Genomic DNA, 26485 nt, shown 5'->3' with positions numbered 1-26485 from the left:
GTCAGTCGAGCAGCACCGTCGAGAAGGTCGCGACCTGTCGGAACCCCACCCGCGAATAGGTCGACCGCGCAATCGTATTGAAGCTGTTGACGTACAGGCTCGCAATGCGACCGGTCGCCATGATCGACTCCGCTACAGCCGCTGTACCGGTCACGCCGAAGCCCTGCCCACGAAATTCCGGGTTGACCCACACACCCTGGATCTGGCCACAGCGAGCAGACATCGAACCGACCTCCGCCTTGAAAACGACCTGGCCGTCCTCGATGTGCGCCCACGCTCGACCTGCGGCGATCAGGCTAGCGACACGGTGCCGGTATCCGCGCCCACCGTCGTTGGCACGCGGGTCGACTCCGACCTCTTCGATGAACATCGCGATCGCGGCAGGCAGATAGATCTCAAGTTCGTCCGAGCGAACCTGCCGGACCAGTGGATCCGACGGGCACGCCAGCGGCTCGGAAACCGCGAGCAACGGCTGTTCGGGGCGAACCTCCCGCGCAGTTCCCCAGTCGAGCTCGAGCATCTCCCACAGCGGCAACGCCAATTCGGCGCGGCCGACCACCGACGAGCACATGCGCGGAATCCGACAGGCACGGTCGGCGAATGCCCGAATGTCATCCGGATCGCCTCGAAGCGGAACCAGGTTCGCCCCGGCAAAGCACAGTGAGGACAACGGCCCGCCTCGACTCCACAGCTCGCCGTGAATCATTCGTGGGTCGACGCCGCATTCTTCGACGCGCGCGGCAATCATGCAGGCCGCCACCGGATCGGCGTCGAGTACCCGTCGGACGTCTTCGAGATCTCGACTTCCGACCTGCTTGGCTCCGAGGAGTTTGAGCATCCGTCAACCCCCTCGACTCGACTGCGCGTCCACGAATATCACTACCCGATCATGATGCACTCAGATTGCCACGAACCTGACACCGACGGGGAAGATTCATCCGGCAATCACTCAACTCACGGTGACAACCGGCGCACCCTCCGAGGCGTCACCCTCCATGCTTTCGGCAATTTTCATCGCCTCTTCGATCAACGTCTCGACGATCTGCGCCTCGGGCACCGTCTTGATGACCTTGCCCTTGACGAAGATCTGGCCCTTGCCGTTGCCGGACGCCACACCGAGGTCGGCCTCACGCGCTTCGCCCGGTCCGTTCACGACGCAACCCATGACTGCCACGCGCAGCGGGATCTCCATGCCTTCGAGGCCGGCGGAGACCTCGTCGGCGAGTGTGTAGACATCGACCTGTGCACGGCCACACGAGGGGCATGAGACGATCTCGAGCTTGCGGGGACGCAGGTTCAGAGACTGCAGAATCTGGTTACCGACCTTGATTTCCTCGGCCGGCGGGGCCGAGAGCGAAACCCGGATCGTGTCGCCGATACCCTCCGCGAGCAGCGCACCGAAGGCGACCGCGGACTTGATCGTGCCCTGAAACGCCGGCCCTGCCTCCGTGACGCCGAGGTGCAACGGGTAATCGCATTTGGCGGCGAGTTGGCGGTAAGCCTCGACCATGATCACCGGATCGTTGTGCTTGACGGAGATCTTGATGTCACCGAAGCCGTGCTCTTCGAACAACCCGGCCTCCCACAGCGCGGACTCGACCAACGCTTCGGGCGTCGCCTTGCCGTACTTCTCCATCAACCGAGGATCGAGCGATCCCGCGTTGACACCGATACGGATCGGAATGCCTGCGTCACCGGCAGCCTTGGCCACCTCTTTGACACGGCCGTCGAATTCCTTGATGTTGCCCGGATTGACGCGCACCGCAGCGCATCCCGCATCGATTGCCGCGAAGATGTAGCGCGGCTGGAAGTGGATGTCGGCGATAACCGGGATCTGGCTCTTCTTCGCAATGATCGACAACGCGTCCGCGTCTTCCTGACGCGGGCAGGCGACACGGACGATGTCGCAACCGGACGCGGTCAGTTCCGCGATCTGCTGCAGCGTTGCATTGACGTCGTGCGTCTTCGTGGTGCACATGGACTGCACCGAGATGGGGAAATCGCTGCCCACACCTACCGTGCCGACCTGCAGCTGCCGTGTCTTGCGTCGAGGAGCAAGAATCGCTGCGGGTGCCGAGGGCATTCCCAGTCCGATAGGGATGGTCACGTCTGTGCCTTCTTTCATAGCTTCACTGCAAGTTTAGCCGGGCGATCGCCGCACTACCGCGCGGCAACCGTCACCCTTCTCACACGGTCAGAAGATCTTGATCGGATTGACGATGTCAGCCGTGAGTGTCAGCAACATGAACGCGCCACCGATCACGATGAATACGTAAGTAATCGGAAGGAGTCGCGTGTAGTCGACCGGGCCGCCGGGAATCAAGCCTCGGCGGGCGCGGAACCAATCACGGATCTTCTCGTAGAAGACCACCGCGATGTGACCGCCGTCGAGCGGCAACAGCGGCAGGATGTTGAAAACACCGAGGAAGAAGTTGATCGATGCGAGCAGTCCGACGAACATCGGCCACTCGGCTCGATCTGCGGCCTCGCCACCGATCACGCTGGCACCGACCACGCTGATCGGTGTGTCCTGGGCGCGTTCGCCGCCCGTGATCGACTCCCACAGTGCCCCCACCTTCGACGGAATGTCAGCCAATGCCTTCACCGAGTCGACCATGATCTGGCCGGTGTAGTCGAAGGCTGCCGGAACAGCCGTGAGAGCGTTGTACTCGACCAGCGCCGAGCCCGGTCCACCGATTCCGACAGCGGATACTTCCTGCTTCACGGGAACGCCACTGGCCGAGTTCACATATCGCTGGACTCGTTCGGGCACGACCGTGATCGACAAGGCCTCTCCGTCGCGATCAACCGACAACACGATCGGACCATCCACACCTCGAATAGCTGCTGCCACCTCAGGGAAGGTGCTCGTCGACTTTCCGTCGACTGCGGTGATCCGATCTCCCGATTGCAGGCCCGCATCTCCCGCGGGGCCCCCACCCGAGCACTCTGTCAGCTCGAAGTTGCCGTCCTGGCCCAGCTGATCGGGGGCCACACAGGTGACCTCTTGGACCACTGGCTGAGCGGGCTCAGTTCGGCCCCAGCCGAGAAGCAATGCGTAGATCAGGAGGAACCCGAGAATGAAGTTCATCGCGATACCGCCGGACATGACGACGACGCGCTTCCACGCCGCCTTCTTGTACATCGCGTGCGGCTCTTCTTCAGGCGTCATCTCGTCGAGGGCCGTCATGCCCGCGATGTCGCAGAATCCGCCCAGCGGCAGCGCCTTGAGGCCGTACTCGGTCTCACCTCGACGGAACGAGAAGATCTTCGGTCCGAAGCCGATGTAGTAGCGGCGAACCTTCATTCCCAAAGCCTTGGCCGTCCACATGTGACCGGCTTCGTGCAGGGCGATGGACACGCCGATGCCGAGGGCAAACAGCACTACGCCCAGTGCAAAAACCATGAAAGCTCTAGCCCTCCTGCTTCACGAGCTGACGCGCTCGTGTGCGTGCCCAGCCGTCTGCGGCCAGAACGTCGTCCACGGTAACCGGTTCTGCGGACCATTGACCTGCATCGTCGAGAACAGCAGCCACCGTGCGGACGATCGCCGGGAAGGAAATGACACCGTCGAGGAATGTCTGAGCCGCCACTTCGTTGGCCGCGTTGTAGATCGCGGTGAAGCAACCTCCGGATTTGCCTGCGCTTCGCGCCAGATCGACGGCGGGGAACACCGACGAATCGAGCGGCTCGAATTCCCAGGTGGAGGCGGTGGTGAAGTCGCATGCCGACGCCGCACCTTCGATGCGGTCCGGCCAGCCGAGAGCGAGAGCAATCGGGAGCTTCATGTCCGGTGGACTCGCCTGTGCCAGCGTCGATCCGTCGAAGAAGGTCACCATGGAATGCACGATCGACTGCGGATGCACGGTGACGTCGATGCGGTCGTAGTCGATCCCGAACAGCAGGTTCGTCTCGATCAACTCGAGGCCCTTGTTGACCAGAGTTGCCGAGTTGAGGGTGTTCATGGGGCCCATCGACCAGGTGGGGTGCGCACCTGCCTGAGCCGGATTCACACTTTCGAGATCCTCGGCGCTCCAGCCACGGAACGGCCCACCCGAAGCGGTGAGAACCAACCGGGCCACCTCGTCGCCTGTTCCACCACGTAGGCACTGGGCAAGCGCCGAATGCTCCGAGTCGACCGGCACGATCTGACCGGGGGCGGCGGCTTTCGTCACCAGAGCTCCGCCGGCGACAAGCGATTCCTTGTTCGCCAGCGCCAGGCGCGCTCCCGAGTTCAAAGCCGCCAGTGTCGGTTCGAGTCCCAACGAACCGACGAGCGCATTGAGGACAACATCGGCACCGCTGTCCCGAACCAGTTCCGTCACGGCGCTCGGTCCCGAACGGGCGGTTACCGATTCCAGCGCCGACGCCGCTGCAGGATCGGCGACGGCGACGTCCGTGACGCCGGTTGCACGAATCTGTTCGGCCAACAACTCGACGTTGTTGCCGCCCGCTGCAAGACCGACTACTTCGAAACGGTCGGGGTTGGCAGCGATGACCTCCAGCGCTTGGGTACCGATCGAACCGGTACTGCCGAGGAGGAGGACGCGGGTACGTGTGGTTTCCTGCACTCGCCCATTGTTCCTGATAACACCTGAGAACAACCTTATCGACGCCCAACTACGTACGACAGGCAGTCGTATGTCACCATATTGGGCAGTAGTGCAACCGAATGAGCAGGAGGATCGACCGTGGCCGATACCCAGTTGGACGTCAAGTCCAGCGCCCCCGTCGTGGTCTCGCACGTCGATGAGGCCGAGGTTCCCTCTGCCGCATGGGGGTGGAGTGGTGAAGGACTCAAGTTTTTCCGTTTCCTCGGATGGTTCTTCGCAATATTCCTGCTTCTGATGATGATCGGAAACCATCACGGCAAGGTCGAGGATCTGTGGCTCATCGGCACCGCCGGATTGATGATCTTCATTCTGGTCCGCGACATCGTCATCCGTCGCCGCCCGCGCTAGAAACCTGACAAAGAGAAGGCCTCCACGAACGAAAGTTCGTGGAGGCCTTCTCTTTACGTGTTTCAGGCCTGGAACGCTTCAGTTCTCGGCTGCCAGCTGGCCACAGGCTGCGGCGATTTCCTGACCGCGCGTATCGCGCACCGTGCACGAGACGCCCTGGGCGATGACCCGACGCACGAACTCACGCTCGACGTCCTTGGGGCTCGCGTCCCACTCGCTGCCCGGAGTCGGGTTGAGCGGAATCAGGTTGACGTGCACCAACCCGCCGAGTGCTTTCTTCAGCTTCTTGCCCAGCATGTCCGCACGCCACGGCTGATCGTTGACGTTCTTGATCATCGCGTACTCGATTGACACACGACGACCGGTCTTGTCTGCGTAGTACCGGGCAGCCTGAAGTACCTCCGACACTGACCAGCGATTGTTGACCGGGACAAGAGTGTCACGCAGTTCGTCGTCCGGTGTGTGCAGCGACACCGCCAGCGTGACGCTCAGGCCTTCGTCAGCGAGCTTGCGGATAGCGGGAGCTAGGCCGACGGTCGAGACCGTCACGGACCGCTGAGACAGGCCGAGCCCGTCGGGTGCGGGCGAAGTGATGCGTCGTACCGCTGCCACCACGCGCTTGTAGTTCGCCAAAGGCTCGCCCATACCCATGAACACGACGTTCGAGAGGCGCCCGGGTCCGCCGGCAACATCACCGTCGCGCATTGCGGCCGCTGCCTCGCGAACCTGATCGACGATCTCGGCGGTCGAAAGGTTGCGGTCGAGGCCGCCCTGACCCGTCGCACAGAACGGGCAGGCCATTCCGCAGCCTGCCTGACTCGAGATACAGAGCGTCGCCCGATCGGGATAGCGCATCAGGACGCTTTCGAGCAGCGTTCCGTCATGCGCCTTCCACAGGGTCTTGCGAGTGTCGCCCGAATCGCACGCGAGGTGCTTGATCGGGGTCAACAAGGTCGGGAACAGCGACTCCCCCACCTTCTCGCGCACCGATGCGGGGAGATCGGTCATCTTCTCCGGATCGGCTTCGAGCCGCGCGTAGTACTGACGCGCGAGCTGATCGGCCCGGAAAGCCGGAAGGCCGAGCTCTTTCACCGCTTCTTTGCGCTCGGCGGAATCGAGATCGGCGAGGTGCCGTGGAGGCATTCCGCGCTTGGGTGCAGTGAAAACGAGGGGAAGAGAGGCAGCCATAGTTACACCATTGTCCCATTGTTTTGGGGTGCTACCCCACTGCCACCCGATTGTGGCCGGATTACCCGTGCAACTTTGCGCAGGTTGCGTGATGATCATGTCATGTCAACCACACCAGAGGATCCGTCGAACTCCCCCGTGTACGGCCCCGCCGACGGTTTCGGTCCCGATCCGGAACTTCCGAAGGTGGGCGAGGACAAGGCAGTGGAAAAACACGATCCGGAACCGACACCGACGCCTGAACCGGTGCCGACCGGAACGTCGGTCACCGACCGAACCAGAGCTGCGACGACCTGGGTTGGCCTGGTCATAGGCGCAATTGTGCTGATCTTACTTCTGGTGTTCATCCTGCAGAACCTCGAGAGCGTCTCCGTCAAGATCCTCGCCTGGCAGATCGACTTTCCGCTCGGAATCACGATCCTGCTCTCCGCGATCGCGGGCGCATTGATCATGGCGTTGGCAGGCGGGGTTCGCATCATTCAGATCCGGCGCGCAGCGAAGCGGCAGATGTGACTGAAATCTAGTTACGCAATTGGGTCGATCGATGGGCCAGCAGGCATCATTGATGTCGTGGAAATCACCGGAAAGGCCCTGATGTGACTACTCACATGGAGAGACCTGTGACCTCGCGAATTGCCCCACAGCAGGCAAGATCCTGGCTCCTCGTCCCCGCGTCCAAACCGGACACCTTCGACGCCGCACTCGCGAGTGCGGCCGACGCCGTCATTCTCGACCTCGAGGATGCCGTCACCGCACCCAACAAACCGGCGGCCCGCCGCGATGTCGCCGCATTCCTGAGCGAACACAATCACGCCTGGGTTCGGATCAACGACGCCACGACACCGTTCTGGGAAGAGGATCTGGCCGCACTCGCGGGCCTCCCCGGACTCGAGGGTGTCATGCTCGCAAAGACCGAAAGCGGTCAGCAGGCCGACGCCACGGCCGAGCGACTTCCCGAAGGCACCAAGATTCTTGCTCTCGTCGAATCCGCGGTAGGACTCGAGGCTGCGCCCGAGATCGCACGCACTGACGGCATCTTCCGTCTCGCATTCGGCAGCGGCGACTTCCGGCGCGACACTGGGATGGACGACTCCCCCACGTCGATGTCGTACCCGCGTTCGCGGCTCACCATCGCCAGCCGCGCGGCACGCATCGCTCCGCCGATCGACGGTCCCACGCTCGGCCCCGATCTGGATCTGCTCGCCCGAGACTGTGCGATCACCTTGTCACTCGGTATGGCCGGCAAACTCTGCATGACCACCGCGCAGACTGCCCCCGTCAACGCGGGACTGAGTCCCTCCGTGGCCGACGCGATCTGGGCTCAGAATGTCATCGACGATCTCGGCGAAGACGGCTCACGCGTGCGCGATGGCAGCGACCTGCCCAAGCTCGCCAAGGCGAAGAAGATTCACAAGCTCGCCACCCTGTTCCACATCCCCACCGATCACTGATTTTTTTACTACTGAATCGGTGCAGAAAACGTCAGGCGCTCAAGTCGGAGCGCCTGACGTTCGTCTTTTGAGTCCGCTTTCACGCAAGTTCGAGTGATCGTGGTTTGGACCGAACATGGATCCGGTATCTCACCGTGAAGCCCAATCCCGTTACTTGCGAGAACGCACGCTCGGCAGTCTTCTCGGTGAACTCGATTCCGAGTACCCGCCGCAAGTCGTCTCGATTCTCGAACTCCCACCGGGCGTCGACACGCGTGAGCGAGAACCCTTGAGCCTCGAAGAATCCTTCGACCGCCGCGGGATCGTATTTGGGCAGATCCGCCCTCATCCACTCTCCATACGGGCCGGCGCTCACATCGAGATCCACGATCAGCAGGGCTCCCCCGGGCCTCAGGATGCGCATGGCTTCACGAATTCCCGGGCCGCAGCCTTTGCCGAAAAAGTACGCCGTACGGGCATGAACGAGATCGACTGAAGCATCCACCAGACCCGTGGACTCTGCTGAACCCTGGACTACGTCGATCGACGCCGAATCGCGGGTTCGTTCCCGCGCGGCCTTCACCAGCGGTGCGTGCGGCTCCACTCCGACAACACGACGGGCAGTACGAGCGAACTCCGGTAGATGGAACGCCGCCCCACAGCCGACATCGACGACGTCGCGTCCAGACCAGTCGACCTGGGCTCGCATCGCGGCCCAAATGGAACCGTCGACGTCCTGCGCGCGGTTCTCGATTTCGTACACGTCCGGCCAATGCCAGATGTTCGGGCTGGGGATCGGCTTGGAACGGCCGGAGAAGAAATCACGCACGCGAAATCAGACGAGTGCGTACAGAATCAGCCAGGTGACAAATGCCGACGGCAGGAGTGAATCCAGGCGATCCATGATTCCGCCGTGGCCGGGAAGCAGGGTTCCCATGTCCTTGATGCCGAGTTCACGCTTGATCTGCGATTCGATCAGGTCGCCGACCGTCGCGACTACCACCAGGACGACACCGAGCAGGACGCCGATCATCGAGTTCGCGTCGAGGATCAACGTCACCGAAAGCAGACTGCCGATGACGCAGAAAATGAGGGAGCCGACGAATCCTTCCCAGGACTTCTTCGGACTCACAGCCGGCACCATCGGGTGCTTCCCGAACAGCACTCCGGCCGCGTAACCGCCGATGTCGGAGCACACGACACCGATCATCAGGACGAAAACGCGACCCGGGCCGTCGTCTTCGAGCACCATCAACGCACCGAATGACGCCAACAGCGGGATCCACGCCAGAACGAACACCGTGATGGAGGTGTCTCTTAGGAAGTTCTTCGGGGTCGCCTTGAGCCCGTGGTCGAACAACCGCCACACCATGCACACCAGGACGGTTGCGGTGAATCCGCTGAGCACCCCGACCGGTCCCCACGGCCAGCCGAGCCAGATCGTGGCTTGCCCTCCGACGAGAAGGGGAATTCGCGGCACCTCGATGTCGGCTTCACGAAGCCGCGTTGTGACCTCCCACGTCGCGATGAACATCGCGATCGCGACGACAGCGATCCATCCCGGGGGCAGGAAGATCAAAGTGCCGATGACCAAGGCTCCGAGACCAGCTCCGACGCCGATGGCGGCAGGTAGGTTCCTGCCCGCCTTCGACTTCGGCGGTTGCGCGCCCTCAGCGCCGCCCGTAGGCCCGTCCGTGACGGGACCACCGGCGGTTCCCTCTTGTGCGTGCACCCAAACTCCCTGATCTACTCCCGACGACAAACACTGCAAATGAGGAGGCTATACCTCCATCAACTCTGCTTCCTTGTGCTTGACGAGTTCCTCGACCGTGTGCACGTACTTCGCCGTGGTCTTGTCGAGTTCTTTCTCTGCGCGACCGACCTCGTCCTCGCCGGCTTCACCGTCCTTCTGGATCCGGCCGAGTTCGTCCATCGCCTTGCGGCGGATGTTGCGCAGCGTGACCTTCGAATCCTCGCCCTTGGACTTGGCCTGCTTCACCAGTTCACGACGACGCTCTTCAGTGAGCTGCGGAACCGAGATGCGGATGATGCTGCCGTCGTTGGACGGGTTCACACCGAGATCCGAGTTGCGGATCGCCGTCTCGATCGCGTTGAGCTGCGAAGCCTCGTACGGCTTGACGATGACCATGCGGGCCTCGGGGACGTTGATGCTCGCGAGCTGCGTGATCGGCGTGATCGAACCGTAGTAGTCGATCACGATGCGCGAGAACATACCGGGGTTCGCGCGTCCGGTGCGAACCGAGCCGAGATCGTCCTTGGCTACCGTGACAGCCTTTTCCATCTTCTCTTCTGCCTCGAAGAGCGCTTCATCGATCACGGCTGTTCCTCCATGTTGTTCTGCATCATTTTTTGGGTGTCACTCACGACTTGATCAGGGTGCCGATCTTCTCACCGGACACCGCGCGAGCGATGTTTCCTTCGGTGAGGAGGTTGAACACCATCATCGGCATCGAGTTGTCCATGCACAGGCTGAACGCCGTCGCGTCCGCGACCTTGAGCTCACGTTCGATGACCTCGCGGTGCGTGATCTGTTCGTACATCGTCGCGTCCGGGTCGATACGCGGGTCGGCCGAGTAGACGCCGTCGACGGCCTTGGCCATCAGCACTACCTCGGCACCGATCTCCAGCGCGCGCTGCGCAGCAGTGGTGTCGGTGGAGAAGTAGGGCATACCCATCCCGGCACCGAAGATGACTACGCGCCCCTTCTCGAGGTGCCTACGTGCGCGAAGCGGAAGGTACGGCTCGGCGACCTGTCCCATGGTGATTGCCGTCTGCACTCGAGAATCGACGCCGGCCTTCTCCAGGAAATCCTGCAGAGCGAGGCAGTTCATGACGGTGCCGAGCATGCCCATGTAGTCGGAGCGCGCGCGATCGAGGCCACGCTGCTGCAGTTCCGCTCCGCGGAAGAAGTTTCCGCCGCCGATGACCACTGCAACCTGTACGCCCGATCGAACGACCTCTGCGATCTGCTCAGCCACCTTGGTGACCACGTCGGGATCGAGACCGACTTTGCCGCCTCCGAACATTTCGCCGCCGAGTTTGAGCAGGACCCGCTTGAATCCTGGACGTTCGTTGGCTGGTTCGGACATTGTTCTCCTCAGTTCGATACAAGACCTTGTAGGTCCTTCATTCTTCTTCTGCCGCCGAATCGGACACCGCGACATAGGAAAGCCCCCGGGACTCGTCCCGAAGCACTCTTATCCTGCCTCATCGGAGGCCCCAGGTACACGTAGACCCCGCCGGTAGAGCAATGCTCTTCAGGCGGGGTCCATGTGTACGGGCTCCGAATTAAGCGGAGGCGCCGACCTCGAAACGCACGAAGCGCTTGATGGTCACGCCTGCCTCGTCGAGGATCGCCTTGACGGTCTTCTTGGAGTCCGTGACCGAAGACTGCTCGGTCAGAACGACGTCCTTGAAGAAACCGTTGACGCGGCCTTCGATGATCTTCGGCAGAGCCTGCTCGGGCTTGCCTTCTGCGCGGGCGGTCTCCTCGGCGATGTGACGCTCGGAAGCGACGATTTCAGCGGGAACCTCGTCACGCGTGACGTACTTTGCCTTGAGTGCTGCGACCTGCATTGCAGCGCCGCGAGCGGCCTCAGCAGCAGCATCGCCTTCGCCGGTGTACTCGATGAGAACGCCGACAGCGGGCGGCAAGTCGGAGCTGCGCTTGTGCAGGTAAACGGCAACGGGGCCGTCGAAGGAAGCGACGCGGCTCAGTTCGAGCTTCTCGCCGATCTTCGCGGACTGCTCCGCAATGACGGTGTCGATGGTCTTGCCGTCGAGCTCGAGCGCCTTGAGAGCGTCGAGGTCCGCAGGCTTGCCAGCAGCAGCGACGGTCACGATCTCGTCGGCCAGCTTGATGAACTCGTCGTTCTTGGCGACGAAGTCGGTCTCGCAGTTGATCTCGATCATGACGCCGTCCTTGGCGACGACGAGACCCTCAGCGGTGGTGCGCTCTGCGCGCTTTCCGACATCCTTCGCGCCCTTGATGCGCAGCTGCTCGACGGCCTTGTCGAAATCGCCGTCTGCATCTGCGAGTGCGTTCTTACATGCCATCATTCCGGAGCCGGTGAGCTCACGGAGCCGCTTGACGTCAGCGGCGGTGTAGTTCGCCATGATTAGCGAGCCTCCTCATGTGTCTGTTTCGGACCTAGGACTAACGGTGAAGCACGGCCTGACGGTGGTGCTCGGGCCTAACGGTGAAACGGCCCTGACCAAAAGAACTCTTGGTCAGGGCCGGTTTCAACGAATCAGGCCTCGGTGGCCGGTGCCTCTGCGGCGGGGGCTGCCTCAGCCTCTGCAGCCGGAGCTGCCTCAGCCTCTGCAGCCGGAGCTGCCTGCGAGAGCAGTTCCTGCTCCCACTCGGCGAGGGGCTCGCCTGCGCCGGCTTCGGGCTTCGCGTCCTTGTCGGCGCTCAGTCCTGCACGTGCCTGCACACCTTCGGCAACCGCGGAAGCGACAACCTTGGTCAGCAGTGCTGCGGAACGGATGGCGTCGTCGTTGCCCGGGATCGGGTAGTCGACGAGGTCGGGGTCGCAGTTGGTGTCCAGGATCGCGATGACCGGGATGTTCAGCTTGCGAGCCTCGGCAACTGCCAGGTGCTCCTTGTTGGTGTCGACGATCCACACCGCGGAAGGAACCTTGGCCATGTCGCGGATACCACCGAGGGTGCGATCCAGCTTGGTCATCTCACGCGTGAGCATGAGGATTTCCTTCTTGGTGCGACCTTCGAATCCACCGGTCTGCTCCATTGCCTCGAGCTCCTTGAGGCGAAGCAGACGCTTGTGAACGGTAGTGAAGTTGGTGAGCATGCCGCCGAGCCAACGCTGGTTGACGTAGGGCATTCCGACGCGAGTCGCTTCGGAAGCGATGGACTCCTGCGCCTGCTTCTTGGTGCCGACGAAGAGGACGGTGCCGCCGTGGGCAACGGTCTCCTTGACGAACTCGTACGCCTTGTCGATGTACGTCAGCGTCTGCTGGAGGTCGATGATGTAGATGCCGTTGCGGTCGGTCAAGATGAATCGCTTCATCTTCGGGTTCCAGCGACGGGTCTGATGTCCGAAGTGGGTTCCACTATCGAGCATCTGCTTCATGGTTACGACAGCCATGGCTGTGTACCTCAAACTTTCAATCCGGTTGATGCAGGCGATCGGGTGATCCCTGCCCTGGCACCCGCACGGCCGTCGGACCTGTTTCGTGAGAACCAGGACCAGCCGAGGCCGGAAAACGTGCGCGGGCGCGCGAAGTCGGACTGTGCGAGCACAGACCGCTCGACAAGTGTACGTCCTCGTCCGCCGATGCCATAACCACCCCGGAAGCAACAGACCGAACCGGCGGTTGTGGATCGGCGGTCATCCTGTGGATTACCCGTCTGATCTGCATTGAAGCGCGTGCGACTCCACGCAAGATCAAGGAATGACGATGTTTCGCGGAGCTCGACGAGGAGTGGTCGTTGCCGTGATCTCCTGCTGTGTGGCCGTAGGCACGGCGTCGGCAGACGCGCGTTTCGACTGGCCGCTCGCTCCCCGGCCGCACGTGGAACGCGCTTTCGACAAACCGGCCAAGAATTGGCTGCCGGGTCATCGCGGGGTCGATCTCGGCGGCAGTGCCGGCCAATCCGTCCTCGCGGCCGGCGACGGCATTGTGGTGTTCGCGGGAGTGGTCGCCGGAAAGCCGACGGTGTCGATAGATCACTCCGGCGGCCTACGCACGACCTACGAACCCGTCTTGGCAGTCGTTCGCGCAGGTGAACGCGTCGCCGCCAGGTCCGTGATCGGAACCCTCGAAACCGGGCACGAAGGGTGTGCTGTCGAAGCATGTCTGCACTGGGGCTTGCGCCGTGGACGCGAGTATCTCGATCCACTCGGACTCGTTCGGACGCAACCGCTCAGGCTCAAGCCATTGAAAGGAGGCTGATCGGTCGCAGAAATCGGTCGCAGAATCAGTGCCACTCGGAAACGGCGTGCCGACCCACAGCGTCCGCGAAGTCGTCGGCCACCATCGCTGCCAGTTCCATGAACGCTCGTCTGGTGGCCGGTCGCATCAACTCGAGGTCCATCACCGACCCCTCCGCGAGATGCTCGTCGAAAGGAATGACCTCGACGGCGCGGCATCGACGCATGAAATAGTCCACCAAAGCGTCCATGTCGATCACGCTCGACCCTGGTCGGGCGGCGCTGATGACGACGACGGTCCGTTCGACCAGATGGCCGTATCCGTGCAACTGAAGCCAATCGAGCGTTGCCGCTGCGCTGCTCGCTCCGTCGATTGCCGGCGAACTGACGAGAACCAACGAATTGGCAAGATCGAGAACGCCGTTCATCGCCGAGTGCATGATCCCGGTACCGCAATCAGTGAGGATGATGTTGTAGTAGACCTGCAAGATGTCGATGACCTGGCGATAGTCAGCCTCGCTGAACGCCTCCGAAATCGCCGGATCCTGCTCACTCGCCAGGACCTCGAGACGACTCGACGACTGGGATGTGTGCACTCGAACGTCCGAATAGCTCTTTATGTCCGGTCTAGCAGCAATCAGATCGCGTACCGTCGAATTGGTCTGCAGCGGAACACGTTGCGCCAAAGTTCCGAAATCGGGATTGGCGTCAACCGCCACGACGCAGTCACCACGAAGCGAAGCAAATGTCGCACCGAGTCCGACCGTGACCGTCGTCTTGCCCACGCCCCCTTTGAGCGAGAGCAAAGCGACTCGGTAGTCGTTACGGATCGGCTGCTCGATTCGGGCGGCCAGTGCACGGTTGCGCTGTTCGTTGGTCGAATCCCCCAGATTGACTACACCTCCGGTCGCACGATGCAATCCCCTACGCCATCCGCCACGCGGCGTCCGTTTAGGGCGTTTCAGTAAAGCTTCGGCAACCAGATCCTGGTTTGTCACCTGCTGTTGGCTCGACGGTGGCGGTGGCGTGGTCCAGACCTCTTGCAGTCGTGCCACAGGCTCCGGCGTCGGCGCCGGCTCGGGAGCCGGTTGCGGCGCTTCGGACAGCCAGGCCGGTTGGCCGCTGTTCGGCAGGTGCTTCACATCTTGGCGGTTCACGAATCCCCCGGATTTCGCATGTCATCGAGTGTCTCGACACGACGATCGAACTTGCCGATTGTTCACTCTTCTGAGCTGCGACGCTACCAAATACCGGCCGAGAACTCGCGTCGCTTCACAATCTAGGCGCGTGGATGGGCCTGATCGTGGACCGATCGAAGGCGTTCGACCGACACGTGCGTGTACAGCTGAGTGGTCGCCAAACTCGCATGCCCGAGGAGTTCTTGGACCACACGAAGGTCTGCACCACCCTCCAGCAAATGTGTCGCAGCCGAGTGCCGAAGCCCGTGCGGACCCATGTCGGGAGCCCCTGGAATTGCAGCCATGGTTTCGTGGACCACCGAACGCGCCTGACGCTGATCGAGCCGGCCGCCTCGAACTCCGAGGAGCAATGCTCGCCCGGACCTATCCGAACTCAGCGCGGGTCGTCCGTGCTCCAGCCACCCGTTCAGTGCCGATTCTGCAGGCAGGCCGTATGGCACCGATCGCTCCTTGTTCCCCTTGCCGAGGACACGAAGCAAACGTCGATCAGCATCGACGGACTCGACGTCCAGTCCACACAACTCGCCGACGCGAATTCCGGTGGAGTACAACAATTCCACGATGAGTCGGTCTCGCAGGGCGAGCGGCTCTTGTTGCTGCGCACCGCTTTCCGCTGCATCCATTGCGTCGAGGGCCTGGCTCTGACGCAGCACCGTCGGCAGCGTGCGACGAGCAGGTGGAGCCGCCAGGCGCGTGCCCGGGTCGACGGAAATACGTCCGGTCTGCGCGAGCCACGCAGTGAAACCACGCGCCGAAGAAGCCCGTCGAGCTACCGTCGTACGGGCTGTTCCTACGGCATTCTGGGCGGCCAACCACGAACGCATGACACTTAGGTCGAGGCGGTCGAGATCTGCATTCTCCGAACCCGCGGAGAAATGGGCCAGCAATGCCCGCGCGTCACCGACGTAGGCGCGGATCGTGTGTTCCGACCGGCCTCGGCTCAGTCGGAGGTGCTCGGCATACGCATCGAGGTGAACGCTCAAGCTCGCCGGCAATGCGTCAGTCATGAACACACGCTCGCTCGCCGCGATTGAAACCGCAAGCTCCCTCGCCGATAGGGTTGATCGGTGAATCGAGCAATTCCTCTGAAGATGTTATGTGTACTGGCACTGATTTCCGCAATCGCTCCACTGTCCATCGACATGTACCTGCCCGGCCTACCTTTGATGGCGGATGCACTCGACACTACTGCGGCCAGCGTTCAGCTCACGCTGACCACCTTCATGGCAGGCCTCGGAATCGGCCAGCTGATCATCGGTCCCATCTCCGACGGACTTGGCAGGCGACGAATACTGCTGGCCGCGACAATCGTCACGGCACTGAGCGGCGCGGCATGCGCTGTGGCGCCGAACATCGAGTTTCTCATCGGTGCACGACTCGTCCAAGGCTTGAGTGGAGGCGCTGCCATCGTTCTTGCCCGCGCTTGTATTGCCGACCGAGCGCGTGGCGACGACGCAGCGAAGCTCTTCAGCATCATGATGATCATCGGCGGTATCGCTCCCGTGGTCGCGCCACTGATCGGCGGCGCACTTCTCGGCCCCGTCGGATGGCGCGGAATCTTCTGGGTCCTGGCTGTCGCGGGCGCCGTGATGGTGGCTGGTGTCGTTTTGCTCGTTCCCGAGACACTTCCACCCGAGCGACGCCATGGCGGTGGTTTGAAGGCCCTGATCTCGAATCTGCAGTACGTGGTCCGAAACCGGCACTACCTCGGATATGCGCTCGCATTCGTCTTCGGATTCGGCGCCTTGTTCGCGTACATCTCCGCGTCACCGTTCGTCGTTCAGAATGTTCTCGGGCTGAGTCCGTCACAATTCTCGATCGTGTTCGCAGTGAACGCCACCGGAATGGTCACGGCAGCGATGATCACCACTCGCCTGCTCGGTCGCGTCGGAGCTCGCACGCTGCTGCGTTTCGGGGTGTGCCTGCTCCTCATTGGCGGCGCCGTATTGTTCTGTACCAGCGTGGTTTTCAGTTCCACGAATACGTGGTTGATCTTGGTCCCGCTGTTCGTGGCGATTTCGAGCATCGGGTTCATCATGGGCAATGCAACCGCTCTCGCCCAAGGAGAGGTCACCAACGCGGCCGGAACTGGTTCAGCCCTGATGGGAGCGGGCCAGTTCGGCTTGGCAGCGCTGGTTTCGCCGTTGGTGGGAATTGCGGGAGAAGACACTGCCGTGCCGATGGCAATCGCAATTCCCACCTTCGGAGTTCTCGCGGCCGTTGCGCTCGTGTTGCTGACTCGCGGCAAGGCCACCGCGAGTTAGTTTTCGGCCGCGGCGAGTTCGGACTTCCAGACCCGGAAGCCTTCTTCGGTGCGACCACGACGCCAATAGCCGGAAATAGAAGCAGCTGACGCCGGGACATTTCGTTCCTTGCGAATGTACGGCCGGAGGTTGTGCATGACGGCTTGTGCTTCACCGTGAATGAACACGTGCGGTTCGCCCGGCAACCATTCGAGTGCCTTGACCGCGGCGACAACCGGAGCGTTGTCGCCAGCTAATTCTTCGCCGACAGCATCGGACGATGCTCCGCGATGCAGCCAGGTCACGGCAATACCTTCTGGGGCATCGAGCGCGATTTCGTCTTCCGGCCCCCCGACTTCGACGACGGCGTAGCCGACCGCATCCGGCGCCAATCTCGCTATCGAAGCAGTAATAGCAGGTATTGCGGTCTCGTCTCCGACGAAGAGATACCAATCAGCGGATGGTGACGGCGAAAACGCGCCACCCGGTCCACGCAGGGTAATCTCAGCGCCCGGCTGAACGGACGCGGCCCACGGACCTGCAACTCCCATGTCGCCGTGGACGACAAAATCGATTGCAATCTCTTTGGCATCAAGATCGTACGAACGAATCGTGTAGGTGCGCAGTATCGGCTGATCAGGAGTGCCGAATTCGATCTTTACATAGGAATCGCTGTATTCGCTGGGAGTGAAGGACTCGAAGCCCGGTCCCCCGAGAAACACTCGCACCATATGGGGAGTCAATTGTTCGGTCCGCAGAACCGTCAATGCAGTTGTCGGCTTGGCCACAGAAAGATCCTTCCAAAAGTTAGTGTTACCTAACTAAGGTACACGACAATTGCAGCGCATGGACAAAATGCCTCCCCCGGTACATCCGCCCCGCGCGCGACAGACCACGGTGCTCAACGAAATAAACCGACCACTCTGCCGGGTAAATTCGTCGGTGGCAGCCAAATTTCCGAATCAGGACTCGTGCATGATCAGGCAGCACATCGCTATCGGAGAAATTCAGCAAAGCAATAGTAAAATACGCCTCTGGCCCCCGGCGAGGTTCGCCAGGGGCCAGAGGAGATATTAATTCAACCTAGTGTGCAGCGTCGAAAGCGTCGATGATTTCCGCTTTGATACGCCCGCGCGGAGCAACTTCGTAACCGTTCTTACCCGCCCAATCACGAATGGCCTGGAGCGTCTCCTTGGAGCGGCCAGAACCCGACGTGGCCTGCGGAGATGCAGCCTGCGCCTTCTTGCCACGCTTCCCGCTCACCTTCGCCGCCGCCTCGACGAACGGCTTCACCGCAGCGTCGAACTTCTCTGCATTGGTGGCGCGCAGATCGATCACGTAATCCGTTCCCTGGTAAGAGAACTCAATTCGATCACCGAATCCATCGTCAATCGGCTTGCCGTCAAGGTCGTCGATGAGTTGCCGAATCAGCTTCTCAGCCATTGCACTCCTCTTTCAATGATCGATTCAATTCTCCTTCACAATACACAGATAGAGCGTTGATGAACAAAAGAAGTCCGGAAACCTGTGCCATTTCCGAACAGACTCAATGGTCCGAATTAGCAGCGGGTTAACGACGCACCAATCAATACCCGCACTCAGGGGATCCAGACTAATCAGACTTCAAAGCACATTGACCTGAGACTTTCCTGAGGCCCGTTAAATTCACGGCCAGGTCTGCAAAGCTGGGTCGAGAATAACGCTGCACACAGGCCGATCGAGTTCACGAAAAGCAGTCCTGACGTGCAATTACCCGCATCGCGAGGGTATTCGAGTTTCGTTCTCGCCGAAACGGTTAGTGGGCATCGCCACCCGCCCACCGGACGAGCACAATCAAGTTCACGCGCTACCGCGTCCGAAACCATCCACTCGAATCAGAACTCGCAAACCCCTCGAGTTCGAGCAGAGGAAGAGTTGCACGAACCTGCGTTATGAGCAATCCCGATTCCTCGGACAGCTCACGCGTACTACGTGAACCTGTTCCCGGCAATGCTTCGTATACCAATCGAGAATTGCCCCGCAATGCGTCGATGTCACGTGTAGCGGCTGCATCCTCCGCGGAATCCCCGACACCAAATGGACCTGACGCTTCGACTACATCCACGGCATTGGAAACGAGTTGCGCTTCACCTTCGCGGATCATCCGGTGACATCCGGTCGACGATGCCGAAGTAACCGGCCCGGGCACCGCCATTACCGGGCGGCCCAATTTCCGGGCCCAATTGGCGGTATTGCGTGCACCACTGCGCCAACCCGCCTCGACCACCACTACTCCGTCCGACAACGCAGCTACCAGTCGATTCCTTGCCAGAAACCGGAACTTTGCAGGTGTTGTGCCCGGTGGATATTCACTTATCACTGCACCCGAACTCGCTATCTGTTTGAGTAGTCGCGCATGCCCTGACGGATACGCTCGATCGACCCCACAGGCCAAGACAGCCAGTGTGTTTCCACCTACGCCCAATGCAGCGCGGTGCGCGGCCCCGTCGATACCGAAGGCCGCCCCGGAAATCACGGTCCATCCGTCGACAGCGAGGTCACCGGCAATCTCTGCCGTCACGTGTTCGCCGTACGCAGTAGATGCTCGCGTGCCGACAATCCCAACCGATCTCTCGGTCAGATCAACCAAATCCCCGGACCCCAACACCCACAACACAAATGGCGCCGTCTCACCCCCGGAGGCATCGAGTCCGTCGAAGGAAAGCATTCGCCACGCCGGCCAATCGGCGCAGTTCGGTGTTACGAGCCTGCCACCCATCGCCTCCATCAGGTCGAGGTCTCGTTGGGCTGTGTCGATGTGAGCGCGGGCTCGTGTCTTCTCCTCGATCGCGGGTGGCAGATCGCCGTTGCGGACCGCCCTCGCAGTTTCTTCGACCCCGAGCTCGTCGATCAACATGGACATATACGCGCTTGGGCCCTGCACGACGCGGGACAGATATGCCCAAGCGAGTAGTCGCGGATCGTGTGCAGTCATTGGAATCCCCTGTCTCGGAAGTCGAGTGCGGTGACAACTTGGTCTGGTCCGGGCATCGCCTCACCTGCCAGATCGGCGACACTCCAGGCAACCCGCAACGCTCGGTCCGCCCCACGAGCAGTGATCACACCTTTACGCAGCGCCCGTTCCACCGGCGCCAGCGCCGCACGCGAGAGTCTGAACTTCTGTCTCAACGCGGGCCCTGGTACTTCCGCATTGGTCCGCCACCCGTACTCACTCCACCGCTGGGCTGCAGTGTCTCGAGCCGCCGCCACGCGCGCACGAACATCGCCGGTACTTTCCCCTACTTCGTCGATCAGCGCTCCGGTTGCAACGGCCTGCATCCGAACCCTGATGTCGACTCGGTCCAAGAGCGGGCCGGACAATTTCCCCAGGTAACGGCGACGCGCCGCGGGTGCACAGACACAATCCGCGTCTCGCGGCGGCGCGCATGGGCAGGGATTGGCGGCCAGGATCAGCTGGAACCGCGCCGGGTACCGCGCAACTCCGTCCCGCCGGGCGATTCGTACTTCCCCGTCTTCGAGTGGCGTGCGTAGCGCTTCGAGCACCTTCACCCCGATCTCGGCACATTCGTCGAGAAACAGCACGCCGCGATGAGCCCGGCTGACCGCACCAGGACGAGCCATCCCACTACCACCACCCACCAGCGAACTGACCGACGAACTGTGATGCGGCGCAATGAAAGGCGGCATATCGATCAACGGCCGATCCTCCGGCAACACCCCCGCCACCGAATGAATCGCCGTCACCTCCAACGACTCCCCCTCCGTCAACGGCGGAAGAATCCCCGGAAGCCTCTGCGCCAACATCGTTTTCCCGATCCCCGGCGGACCCGTCAACATCAAATGATGCGCACCCGCCGCAGCAACCTCGATCGCCCACCGAGCATCCGTCTGCCCGACAACCTCACTCAGATCCCGCACCGTCACCACATCAGCGCGCTCGAAAACATCAGGAACAGCCAGCGCCAACTCACCACGCAACCACCCGATCACCGCGGACAGATCGTCAGCGCCCAGCACTTCGATCCCCTTCACCAGGCCCGCCTCAGCCAACGCCCGAGCTGGAACCACCACAGTCCCCCACCCCGCCCGCTTCGCCGCAAGCACCGCAGGCAACACACCACGCACCGTCCGCAAACGACCGTCGAGTGCCAACTCCCCCAAAAAGACAGTCTCCCGCAACAACTTCCGCGGTAATTTCTTCGCCGCGTCGAGAACCGACAACGACAGAGCCAAATCGTAAACGCTGCCCACCTTCGGCAACGTCGCCGGCGACAACGCCAAAATCACCTTGCTGTCCGGCCACTCCTCACCAGAATTGGTCACCGCGGCCCGAATCCGATCACGCGACTCGTGCAACGCAGTATCCGGCAGCCCCACCAAATGCACCGCAGGCAACCCGCGCCCGATATCCGCCTCGATCTCCACGATCTGCCCGTCCACGCCACTGACCGCAACAGAATGCGCCCGCCCCAACGCCATCAGAACGCATCCACAAAATGCTCGACCGAAGGCACGCCGTCGCGGCCGATCAACACCGCCACCACATCGAAACGCACCCTCGACCACGACCGACCCGAATCAGTGAGCCACTGCATCGCCAGCACCCGAATCCGACGCTGCTTCGCGAACGTCACCGACTCCGCCGGACTCCCGTACCCGACACCCGACCGAGTCTTCACCTCCACGAACACAATCCGATCACCGGACGTCGCAACAACATCCAACTCGCCGTACCGACAACGCCAATTGCGCTGGACAATCTCCAAACCAGAATCGATCAGGAACTCGACAGCCACATCCTCGCCCCGAGCCCCCAACGCCATATTCCTCGCCATCGCAGCCCCCACCACTCACACGACCGCGCGCCCGCCGATACGAAACGCGTCCCAACCACCACCCTCGACCCACCACCACAAAACCAAGCCACCCGAAAACAACCTGTTGACAACTCAGAAGCTGTGGAATTCGGCAGCGCGACACACCAACGGCGACCCGAACCGTGACAATTTTCTGAAATCCCCACAATTTGGACGAAAGTCCAGTAGAACTAGTTACAGTTTTGCTCAAACCGTCACGCACCCCGCTGAATGGAGTTCTACATGGCCCGCCGCTCACTTCGCCACGCAGTAGCAACCACTACATCCCTCGTTCTCATCGCCGCCGGCGTCACTGTTGGACTTGGAGCCTCGGTGGCGCAAGCAGCACCGGCATGCGCGCTCAACCAGTCGGTCACCGACAGTTGGGCCGGTTCCCTCGGGACGCCGTACACCGTCAGCAAGGAGGTTGTCGGCGATGGCAAGGTCGCCGCGGGTCAGACGGTCACCTACATCACCAAGGTTTCCGGTTCCGGAGCCCTCGTCAATCAGATCCGCGATTTCCACCCGGCAGGATTCCAGCTGGTCAAGGCTCGCCTGAACGTCAAATGGCTTATCGGCGACCAGAAGTGGGACGACGTCACCAAGACCGTCGTTGTCGGCAACAACTCCGTGGTGGCAAAGGGCGGCGGATGGACCACTGCGGGCGGCGGCGTCATCGCTTTGGAAACCACCTACAAAGTTCCCGATAACGCAGTTGTAGGCACGCAGCTCGACAGCGGCGCCGGCACCAACATTGTGCTGGCGGCGGGCGACTGGAACATCAATCCGATGGGCGTCTGCGTCACCATCCGGCAGCCGAACCCCGTCGAGGCAGGCGCCGGAAGCCTCGAGGACATGGGCTTCGGCTCACTCAACTCCGGATCAGGCCAGGTATTCGGCTCACTGACCGACCCGCAGGGGTCGATGACCAATGTCATCAGCGGTGTCTTGGGCAATGTGCTCGGCAACATGAGCTGACTCAGTTCAGATTAGTAAGTCGGCCGAGCTACCAGCAGATGCTGGTAGCTCGGCCCATTTCTACGTTGCCGAACAAAGCTTTGCCGTCAACCGAGTTCAAGAAATCATCAGCAAATCACCGCATCAGCTTTCCTCCGTACCGGGCCGGCGTCGTACCGAAGGTTTCCCGAAATGCGGCGATGAACCCACTGCTGGTGCGGTAACCAACCTGCGGGGCAACGTCATTGACACCCTCACCCCGCGCGAGCATCTCGAGTGATGCGTACATGCGTGCTCGAGTTCTCCACTGCCCGAAGGTAATCCCGGTATCGGCGACAAAGGCTCGCATCAAGGTCTTGGAACTGACCCCGAGTTCGCCCGCCCACTCCCCCAGCGTCCGTGAGTCTGCCGGATCGGCAAGGATGCGGGCAGAAACCGAACTCGCCGCAGCATTGCGAGGAACCGCGAGGACGTCGTGCCGTTCGGGCGCGGCAGCAAGAATGTCGTAGAGCAACTCCTGACTCATCAACCGCCGAGCATCGTCGATGATCCGGTCGGCGAGATGACGCAGCAATTGAGCGGACAGAGCATCGACTTCGAGAACAAGTGGCTGAGTCCACCGCGGCCCGGCAGGGCGTAGATCCGGACGCGCATAGGCCGCAATCATGCACCCCTCCGTCAGAAGTGTCATGTCGTGGAGAACGGTGCCCGGCAACCAGACCAAGTGCTCGCTGTGCAGGTGCCACACATTGCCTCCGGCAGCGATCTGCATCGTCCCTTCACTCATCCAGGCGATCTGATGCTCGGGGTGTCGATGAGCTCCGTACGCAGTCACTCCGTCGACGACGTTGGTGTAGACCTGAAAATCTTTGAATGTCCGTCCGCGACTATCGGGCAGCGCTAGCAAGGACTTTGGACGAGTCGAGTACTCGATAGTGGACATTTTGCGTCTTTCTGGGCGTATCCGAGTCCATCCTGAAGGATGGACCGACGATCCTGCAAAGGTTAGCCTCACTTTATTGCTGACGCGACCAGTTCAGCACTTCACGCGGAACTCAGATCACTTCGCCCACCACTTCGAAGGAGCATGCACGTGCCCTCACGTAGCACCCGAATCCTCGCCGCCTTATTCACGACGGCCGCGATCATCGGGTTCTCGACCGCCTGTGGAACCTCGCAAGGCGTCGACACCGCATCAGCGACCCAGAGCAACGACGCATTCCCCGTGACGATCGAGCACGCACAGGGTTCGACGACCATCGATGCCGAACCGCGGCGGGTAGTGACACTCGGATACACCGATCACGAACCACTGCTCGCCTTGGGAGTCGAACCCGTCGGCATGGCCGAATGGTGGGGGTCCGGCATGGATGAAAGCTGGCCGTGGACGAAGGACTACTGGAAGGGGAAAACTCCGACCTACATCAACAGCGGCGGAGAATTCAACTTCGAGCAAATCGCCTCCCTCGCACCAGATCTGATCCTAGCGCTGTACGCCGACATCGACGCGGAGACCTACAAGAAGCTGACCTCGATTGCGCCGACTGTCGCGCAGAGCAAGGACTACGACGCATACACAACGCCGTGGACCGACATGACACTCACAGCCGGGCGCGCCCTCGGCAAAGAACCACAAGCTCAGCAACTGATTACGGATACCGAAAACGCGTTTGCCACCGCTCGCGCTGCACACCCGGAGTTTTCCGGGCAAACCGCAACGATCGTCAACCTCGACACTCCCGAGGGATACGTGTTCTCTTCGCACGACCCACGCGGCATCTTCCTCTCGTCACTCGGGTTCACCCTCCCCCTGACGGTCGACGCATTCGTCGGCGACCAGTTCGGCAACTGGCTGCCGAACGAGCGATACGACATCCTCGAACCCGTTGATCGTTTGATCGTGATGGCCGATCCGGAGGGAGACAAGGCCCTCGCCGGAAACACTCTCTACCAGCGGCTACCTGCCGTGAAAAACGGAAATGCGATAGTCGTGCGATACACCGCAGATCCACCCGTCGGCGCGGCGATGTCCGGCAATACCGTCCTGAGCATTCCGTACGCCATCGACCAACTGACCGCCACATTGTCGAAGTAACCAACAATTCCAGGTATCGAAAATATGTTCGAATGATGCTAGCCTCAAACTCAGGAAGCACTCACGGACATCGAGGATCACCATGGACGAGGTACCGGAGACAGCGCTAGATCTTGCACGACTCGATCTGGCTCGGCTGGTCGACGAGTTGACGGTTCTCGACCAGCGACGCGTCGACATCGGCGAGAGCTTGGTTCAACTCGAGTACCTCTACGCCAGGATGGGCGCACGGCAACAGGCAGATGCTGCTCGAAAAGCCTTCCAGGAAAAGTACGTCGGACGGATCTACGAACTCGCAGACGGTCTGCGCACCTGAAAAGAGGTTGCACACAACCACTGACGGAGCGCATGGTCATTCCTGCACGACACACCGGACCGATCGGTTCGGCTGTGAACTATGTGGGAGAAATCTGATGGAGAAGATCACCAAGAAGCTGTGGAACTGGGCATCGATACTCGACGAGAACACTCGCGAGCAAGCGCTGCGTACGTCCCAGATGCCTTTTGTCCGTCCACATCTGGCGCTTATGCCGGATGCGCACCTCGGTGCGGGAGCGACGGTGGGTTCGGTCATTCCGACGGAAGGCGCAATCATGCCCGCCGCCGTCGGAGTCGATATCGGCTGCGGAATGATTGCGGTCAAAACCCAGTTCAGCGCACGCGACCTTCAAGGCCGCGACCTGAGCGTTCTTCGCCACAGCATCGAACGCTCCGTTCCGCTCTCGGCAGGTGTCTACAACAAGACGCTGAGCGACACGGCGCAAATCCGCATCGCAGAACTCGAGGCAATTGCGGGCGATCGCCTGGCCTTCTACGACAAGTTCAAGAACAACTGGAGGTTTCAGCTCGGAACGCTGGGTTCTGGCAACCACTTCATCGAGGTGACGCTCGACGAGAGCGACGGCGTCTGGCTGTTCCTGCACTCGGGCAGCCGCGGTATCGGAAACAAGCTCGCACAGCATCACATCAAGATCGCCAAGGACTTGTGCGAGCGGTGGTACATCAACCTTCCCGATCCGGATCTTGCCTACCTGGTCGAGAAGACGCCCGAATTCGACTCGTACATCACCGATCTCAACTGGGCTCAACACTTCGCTCTGCTCAACCGCGAAGAGATGATGGACCGCGTGGTGAACGACTTCGCGCACTTCATGGGTGACGGCAAGCCCGCGATCATCGACGAAGTCGAGCGGATCAACTGCCACCACAACTTCACCCAGAAGGAGTTCCATATGGGCCGGGGTGTGTGGCTGAGCCGTAAGGGTGCGATCAAGGCAGACGAGGGCACGCCCGGGCTCATCCCCGGTTCGATGGGGACGGCGAGTTACGTCGTCGTCGGGAAGGGAAACGTGCCGTCGTTCAAGTCCAGCCCCCACGGCGCGGGTCGGGTGTACGGACGTAACCAGGCACGCAAGACCTTTACCATCGAAGATCTCGACAAGGCGATGGTCGGCATCGAATACAAGCGTTCCGCGGCGTTCCTCGACGAGATCCCGGGTGCGTACAAGGACATCGACGTCGTGATGGACGACGCGAAGGACTTGGTCGAGATTCGACACACGCTGCGTCAGATCGTGAATGTCAAGGGCAACTGACCCCGCGCAACTCCGCGAAATGCAAAGTGCCCCGCCGATATCGGCG

Annotated in this window: 28 protein-coding genes; 9 read left to right on the top strand and 19 right to left on the bottom strand. The window is 61.4% G+C overall.

What is annotated here, in order from left to right; genetic code table 11:
• Window position 1: 1 nt before the first annotated feature.
• The 4 genes from FEZ59_RS28480 to dxr all read right to left on the bottom strand — a co-directional run bounded on the left by FEZ59_RS28480 (window position 2) and on the right by dxr (window position 4571).
• Entirely contained in the window at window positions 2-838 is an 837-nt protein-coding gene (locus FEZ59_RS28480) for a GNAT family N-acetyltransferase (protein ID WP_003942692.1), read from the bottom strand.
• A 111-nt stretch (window positions 839-949) separates the two neighbouring features.
• On the bottom strand, window positions 950-2107 hold the full coding sequence (gene ispG / locus FEZ59_RS28475; protein ID WP_007734888.1) for a flavodoxin-dependent (E)-4-hydroxy-3-methylbut-2-enyl-diphosphate synthase: 1158 nt from the start codon (window positions 2105-2107) through the stop codon (window positions 950-952).
• 87 nt (window positions 2108-2194) lie between these two features.
• Window positions 2195-3406, bottom strand: coding sequence for a M50 family metallopeptidase (locus FEZ59_RS28470; RefSeq protein WP_030535658.1), 1212 nt, complete (start codon window positions 3404-3406; stop codon window positions 2195-2197).
• Between the two features lie 7 nt (window positions 3407-3413).
• Window positions 3414-4571 (bottom strand): 1-deoxy-D-xylulose-5-phosphate reductoisomerase, encoded by a 1158-nt coding sequence (gene dxr / locus FEZ59_RS28465; RefSeq protein WP_172933501.1) that lies wholly within the window; start codon window positions 4569-4571, stop codon window positions 3414-3416.
• Window positions 4572-4691: 120 nt separating this feature from the next.
• Here dxr and FEZ59_RS28460 point away from each other — a divergent pair, with 120 nt between their 5' ends.
• Complete coding sequence (locus tag FEZ59_RS28460; protein ID WP_003942762.1) at window positions 4692-4961, top strand: DUF2631 domain-containing protein; 270 nt, start codon at window positions 4692-4694, stop codon at window positions 4959-4961.
• Window positions 4962-5039: 78 nt separating this feature from the next.
• Here FEZ59_RS28460 and rlmN read toward each other — a convergent pair whose 3' ends face one another.
• Window positions 5040-6149 (bottom strand): 23S rRNA (adenine(2503)-C(2))-methyltransferase RlmN, encoded by a 1110-nt coding sequence (rlmN, locus tag FEZ59_RS28455; protein ID WP_019747992.1) that lies wholly within the window; start codon window positions 6147-6149, stop codon window positions 5040-5042.
• A gap of 102 nt (window positions 6150-6251) precedes the next feature.
• On the opposite strand from rlmN, the gene FEZ59_RS28450 reads away from it, so the two are divergent.
• A complete protein-coding gene (locus FEZ59_RS28450; protein ID WP_020969349.1) occupies window positions 6252-6662 on the top strand; it encodes a lipopolysaccharide assembly protein LapA domain-containing protein in 411 nt (136 codons plus the stop codon).
• Window positions 6663-6757: 95 nt separating this feature from the next.
• Window positions 6758-7600: a CoA ester lyase gene (locus tag FEZ59_RS28445; protein WP_030244636.1), complete on the top strand. Its 843-nt coding sequence runs from the start codon at window positions 6758-6760 to the stop codon at window positions 7598-7600.
• A gap of 79 nt (window positions 7601-7679) precedes the next feature.
• Here the strand turns inward: FEZ59_RS28445 and FEZ59_RS28440 are convergent, their stop codons facing one another.
• From FEZ59_RS28440 to rpsB, 6 genes are all read right to left on the bottom strand, one after another.
• Window positions 7680-8408, bottom strand: coding sequence for a class I SAM-dependent methyltransferase (locus tag FEZ59_RS28440; RefSeq protein WP_029255139.1), 729 nt, complete (start codon window positions 8406-8408; stop codon window positions 7680-7682).
• Window positions 8409-8414: 6 nt separating this feature from the next.
• Window positions 8415-9311 carry a phosphatidate cytidylyltransferase gene (locus FEZ59_RS28435; protein ID WP_003942673.1) on the bottom strand — a complete coding sequence of 299 codons (897 nt, stop codon included), beginning with the start codon at window positions 9309-9311 and terminating at the stop codon, window positions 8415-8417.
• A gap of 48 nt (window positions 9312-9359) precedes the next feature.
• Window positions 9360-9917 (bottom strand): ribosome recycling factor, encoded by a 558-nt coding sequence (frr, locus tag FEZ59_RS28430; protein WP_003942777.1) that lies wholly within the window; start codon window positions 9915-9917, stop codon window positions 9360-9362.
• A 43-nt stretch (window positions 9918-9960) separates the two neighbouring features.
• Window positions 9961-10689, bottom strand: a complete 729-nt coding sequence (gene pyrH, locus FEZ59_RS28425; protein ID WP_019747988.1) for a UMP kinase — start codon at window positions 10687-10689, stop codon at window positions 9961-9963.
• 199 nt (window positions 10690-10888) lie between these two features.
• Window positions 10889-11716 (bottom strand): translation elongation factor Ts, encoded by an 828-nt coding sequence (gene tsf, locus FEZ59_RS28420; protein ID WP_019747987.1) that lies wholly within the window; start codon window positions 11714-11716, stop codon window positions 10889-10891.
• A gap of 134 nt (window positions 11717-11850) precedes the next feature.
• Window positions 11851-12708 carry a 30S ribosomal protein S2 gene (rpsB, locus tag FEZ59_RS28415; RefSeq protein WP_003942709.1) on the bottom strand — a complete coding sequence of 286 codons (858 nt, stop codon included), beginning with the start codon at window positions 12706-12708 and terminating at the stop codon, window positions 11851-11853.
• A 307-nt stretch (window positions 12709-13015) separates the two neighbouring features.
• Here rpsB and FEZ59_RS28410 point away from each other — a divergent pair, with 307 nt between their 5' ends.
• Window positions 13016-13516 carry a M23 family metallopeptidase gene (locus tag FEZ59_RS28410; RefSeq protein ID WP_134998823.1) on the top strand — a complete coding sequence of 167 codons (501 nt, stop codon included), beginning with the start codon at window positions 13016-13018 and terminating at the stop codon, window positions 13514-13516.
• 25 nt (window positions 13517-13541) lie between these two features.
• On the opposite strand, the gene FEZ59_RS28405 is transcribed toward FEZ59_RS28410, so the two are convergent.
• Window positions 13542-14651 carry a MinD/ParA family protein gene (locus FEZ59_RS28405; RefSeq protein WP_134998822.1) on the bottom strand — a complete coding sequence of 370 codons (1110 nt, stop codon included), beginning with the start codon at window positions 14649-14651 and terminating at the stop codon, window positions 13542-13544.
• A 122-nt stretch (window positions 14652-14773) separates the two neighbouring features.
• Window positions 14774-15700, bottom strand: a complete 927-nt coding sequence (locus FEZ59_RS28400) for a tyrosine recombinase XerC (protein ID WP_020969346.1) — start codon at window positions 15698-15700, stop codon at window positions 14774-14776.
• An 84-nt stretch (window positions 15701-15784) separates the two neighbouring features.
• Here FEZ59_RS28400 and FEZ59_RS28395 point away from each other — a divergent pair, with 84 nt between their 5' ends.
• Window positions 15785-16957, top strand: a complete 1173-nt coding sequence (locus FEZ59_RS28395) for a multidrug effflux MFS transporter (protein WP_080910458.1) — start codon at window positions 15785-15787, stop codon at window positions 16955-16957.
• Here FEZ59_RS28395 and FEZ59_RS28390 read toward each other — a convergent pair.
• The 5 genes from FEZ59_RS28390 to FEZ59_RS28370 all read right to left on the bottom strand — a co-directional run bounded on the left by FEZ59_RS28390 (window position 16954) and on the right by FEZ59_RS28370 (window position 21771).
• Window positions 16954-17724, bottom strand: coding sequence for a siderophore-interacting protein (locus tag FEZ59_RS28390; protein ID WP_020969344.1), 771 nt, complete (start codon window positions 17722-17724; stop codon window positions 16954-16956). The genes FEZ59_RS28395 and FEZ59_RS28390 overlap by 4 nt on opposite strands.
• Before the next feature lie 295 nt (window positions 17725-18019).
• Window positions 18020-18379, bottom strand: a complete 360-nt coding sequence (locus FEZ59_RS28385) for an Lsr2 family protein (protein ID WP_003942721.1) — start codon at window positions 18377-18379, stop codon at window positions 18020-18022.
• A 403-nt stretch (window positions 18380-18782) separates the two neighbouring features.
• Complete coding sequence (gene dprA / locus FEZ59_RS28380; RefSeq protein WP_020907367.1) at window positions 18783-19910, bottom strand: DNA-processing protein DprA; 1128 nt, start codon at window positions 19908-19910, stop codon at window positions 18783-18785.
• Window positions 19907-21415: a YifB family Mg chelatase-like AAA ATPase gene (locus FEZ59_RS28375; protein ID WP_021333044.1), complete on the bottom strand. Its 1509-nt coding sequence runs from the start codon at window positions 21413-21415 to the stop codon at window positions 19907-19909. Before FEZ59_RS28375 ends, dprA begins: the two co-directional genes overlap by 4 nt.
• The gene (locus FEZ59_RS28370; protein WP_134998821.1) at window positions 21415-21771 is read right to left on the bottom strand and encodes a YraN family protein; all 357 of its coding nucleotides are present in this window, start codon (window positions 21769-21771) and stop codon (window positions 21415-21417) included. The genes FEZ59_RS28375 and FEZ59_RS28370 overlap by 1 nt, the downstream gene beginning before the upstream one ends.
• 264 nt (window positions 21772-22035) lie before the next feature.
• Here FEZ59_RS28370 and FEZ59_RS28365 point away from each other — a divergent pair, with 264 nt between their 5' ends.
• Window positions 22036-22770 carry a hypothetical protein gene (locus FEZ59_RS28365; protein ID WP_003942731.1) on the top strand — a complete coding sequence of 245 codons (735 nt, stop codon included), beginning with the start codon at window positions 22036-22038 and terminating at the stop codon, window positions 22768-22770.
• A 115-nt stretch (window positions 22771-22885) separates the two neighbouring features.
• Here FEZ59_RS28365 and FEZ59_RS28360 read toward each other — a convergent pair whose 3' ends face one another.
• The gene (locus tag FEZ59_RS28360) at window positions 22886-23692 is read right to left on the bottom strand and encodes an AraC family transcriptional regulator (RefSeq protein WP_134998820.1); all 807 of its coding nucleotides are present in this window, start codon (window positions 23690-23692) and stop codon (window positions 22886-22888) included.
• A 144-nt stretch (window positions 23693-23836) separates the two neighbouring features.
• Here FEZ59_RS28360 and FEZ59_RS28355 point away from each other — a divergent pair, with 144 nt between their 5' ends.
• From FEZ59_RS28355 to FEZ59_RS28345, 3 genes are all read left to right on the top strand, one after another.
• Window positions 23837-24844: an iron-siderophore ABC transporter substrate-binding protein gene (locus tag FEZ59_RS28355; RefSeq protein ID WP_202023238.1), complete on the top strand. Its 1008-nt coding sequence runs from the start codon at window positions 23837-23839 to the stop codon at window positions 24842-24844.
• Between the two features lie 82 nt (window positions 24845-24926).
• Window positions 24927-25160 (top strand): hypothetical protein, encoded by a 234-nt coding sequence (locus tag FEZ59_RS28350; protein WP_019747974.1) that lies wholly within the window; start codon window positions 24927-24929, stop codon window positions 25158-25160.
• Between the two features lie 97 nt (window positions 25161-25257).
• On the top strand, window positions 25258-26439 hold the full coding sequence (locus FEZ59_RS28345; protein ID WP_134998819.1) for an RtcB family protein: 1182 nt from the start codon (window positions 25258-25260) through the stop codon (window positions 26437-26439).
• Window positions 26440-26485: the final 46 nt, after the last annotated feature.

Source organism: Rhodococcus sp. MS13 (genome assembly GCF_013277835.1).
Classification (GTDB): Bacteria; Actinomycetota; Actinomycetes; order Mycobacteriales; family Mycobacteriaceae; genus Rhodococcus_F; species Rhodococcus_F erythropolis.
Note: the sequence above shows the minus strand (reverse complement) of the source record. Positions and strands in the feature narration are given on the sequence as shown.

Bases quoted from the DNA above. Each gene is read 5' to 3' on its own strand.
- FEZ59_RS28470 (WP_030535658.1), bottom strand. From the start codon at position 3,406: ATGGTTTTTGCACTGGGCGTAGTGCTGTTTGCCCTCGGCATCGGCGTG.
- pyrH (WP_019747988.1), bottom strand. From the start codon at position 10,689: ATGTCCGAACCAGCCAACGAACGTCCAGGATTCAAGCGGGTCCTGCTC.
- tsf (WP_019747987.1), bottom strand. From the start codon at position 11,716: ATGGCGAACTACACCGCCGCTGACGTCAAGCGGCTCCGTGAGCTCACC.
- FEZ59_RS28445 (WP_030244636.1), top strand. From the start codon at position 6,758: ATGGAGAGACCTGTGACCTCGCGAATTGCCCCACAGCAGGCAAGATCC.
- FEZ59_RS28345 (WP_134998819.1), top strand. From the start codon at position 25,258: ATGGAGAAGATCACCAAGAAGCTGTGGAACTGGGCATCGATACTCGAC.
- FEZ59_RS28385 (WP_003942721.1), bottom strand. From the start codon at position 18,379: ATGGCTGAGAAGCTGATTCGGCAACTCATCGACGACCTTGACGGCAAG.
- FEZ59_RS28360 (WP_134998820.1), bottom strand. From the start codon at position 23,692: ATGTCCACTATCGAGTACTCGACTCGTCCAAAGTCCTTGCTAGCGCTG.
- FEZ59_RS28370 (WP_134998821.1), bottom strand. From the start codon at position 21,771: ATGGCGAGGAATATGGCGTTGGGGGCTCGGGGCGAGGATGTGGCTGTC.
- FEZ59_RS28410 (WP_134998823.1), top strand. From the start codon at position 13,016: ATGACGATGTTTCGCGGAGCTCGACGAGGAGTGGTCGTTGCCGTGATC.
- FEZ59_RS28375 (WP_021333044.1), bottom strand. From the start codon at position 21,415: ATGGCGTTGGGGCGGGCGCATTCTGTTGCGGTCAGTGGCGTGGACGGG.
- FEZ59_RS28400 (WP_020969346.1), bottom strand. From the start codon at position 15,700: ATGACTGACGCATTGCCGGCGAGCTTGAGCGTTCACCTCGATGCGTAT.
- dprA (WP_020907367.1), bottom strand. From the start codon at position 19,910: ATGACTGCACACGATCCGCGACTACTCGCTTGGGCATATCTGTCCCGC.
- rpsB (WP_003942709.1), bottom strand. From the start codon at position 12,708: ATGGCTGTCGTAACCATGAAGCAGATGCTCGATAGTGGAACCCACTTC.
- FEZ59_RS28480 (WP_003942692.1), bottom strand. From the start codon at position 838: ATGCTCAAACTCCTCGGAGCCAAGCAGGTCGGAAGTCGAGATCTCGAA.
- FEZ59_RS28365 (WP_003942731.1), top strand. From the start codon at position 22,036: ATGGCCCGCCGCTCACTTCGCCACGCAGTAGCAACCACTACATCCCTC.
- FEZ59_RS28355 (WP_202023238.1), top strand. From the start codon at position 23,837: ATGCACGTGCCCTCACGTAGCACCCGAATCCTCGCCGCCTTATTCACG.
- FEZ59_RS28350 (WP_019747974.1), top strand. From the start codon at position 24,927: ATGGACGAGGTACCGGAGACAGCGCTAGATCTTGCACGACTCGATCTG.
- FEZ59_RS28450 (WP_020969349.1), top strand. From the start codon at position 6,252: ATGTCAACCACACCAGAGGATCCGTCGAACTCCCCCGTGTACGGCCCC.
- FEZ59_RS28395 (WP_080910458.1), top strand. From the start codon at position 15,785: ATGTTATGTGTACTGGCACTGATTTCCGCAATCGCTCCACTGTCCATC.
- rlmN (WP_019747992.1), bottom strand. From the start codon at position 6,149: ATGGCTGCCTCTCTTCCCCTCGTTTTCACTGCACCCAAGCGCGGAATG.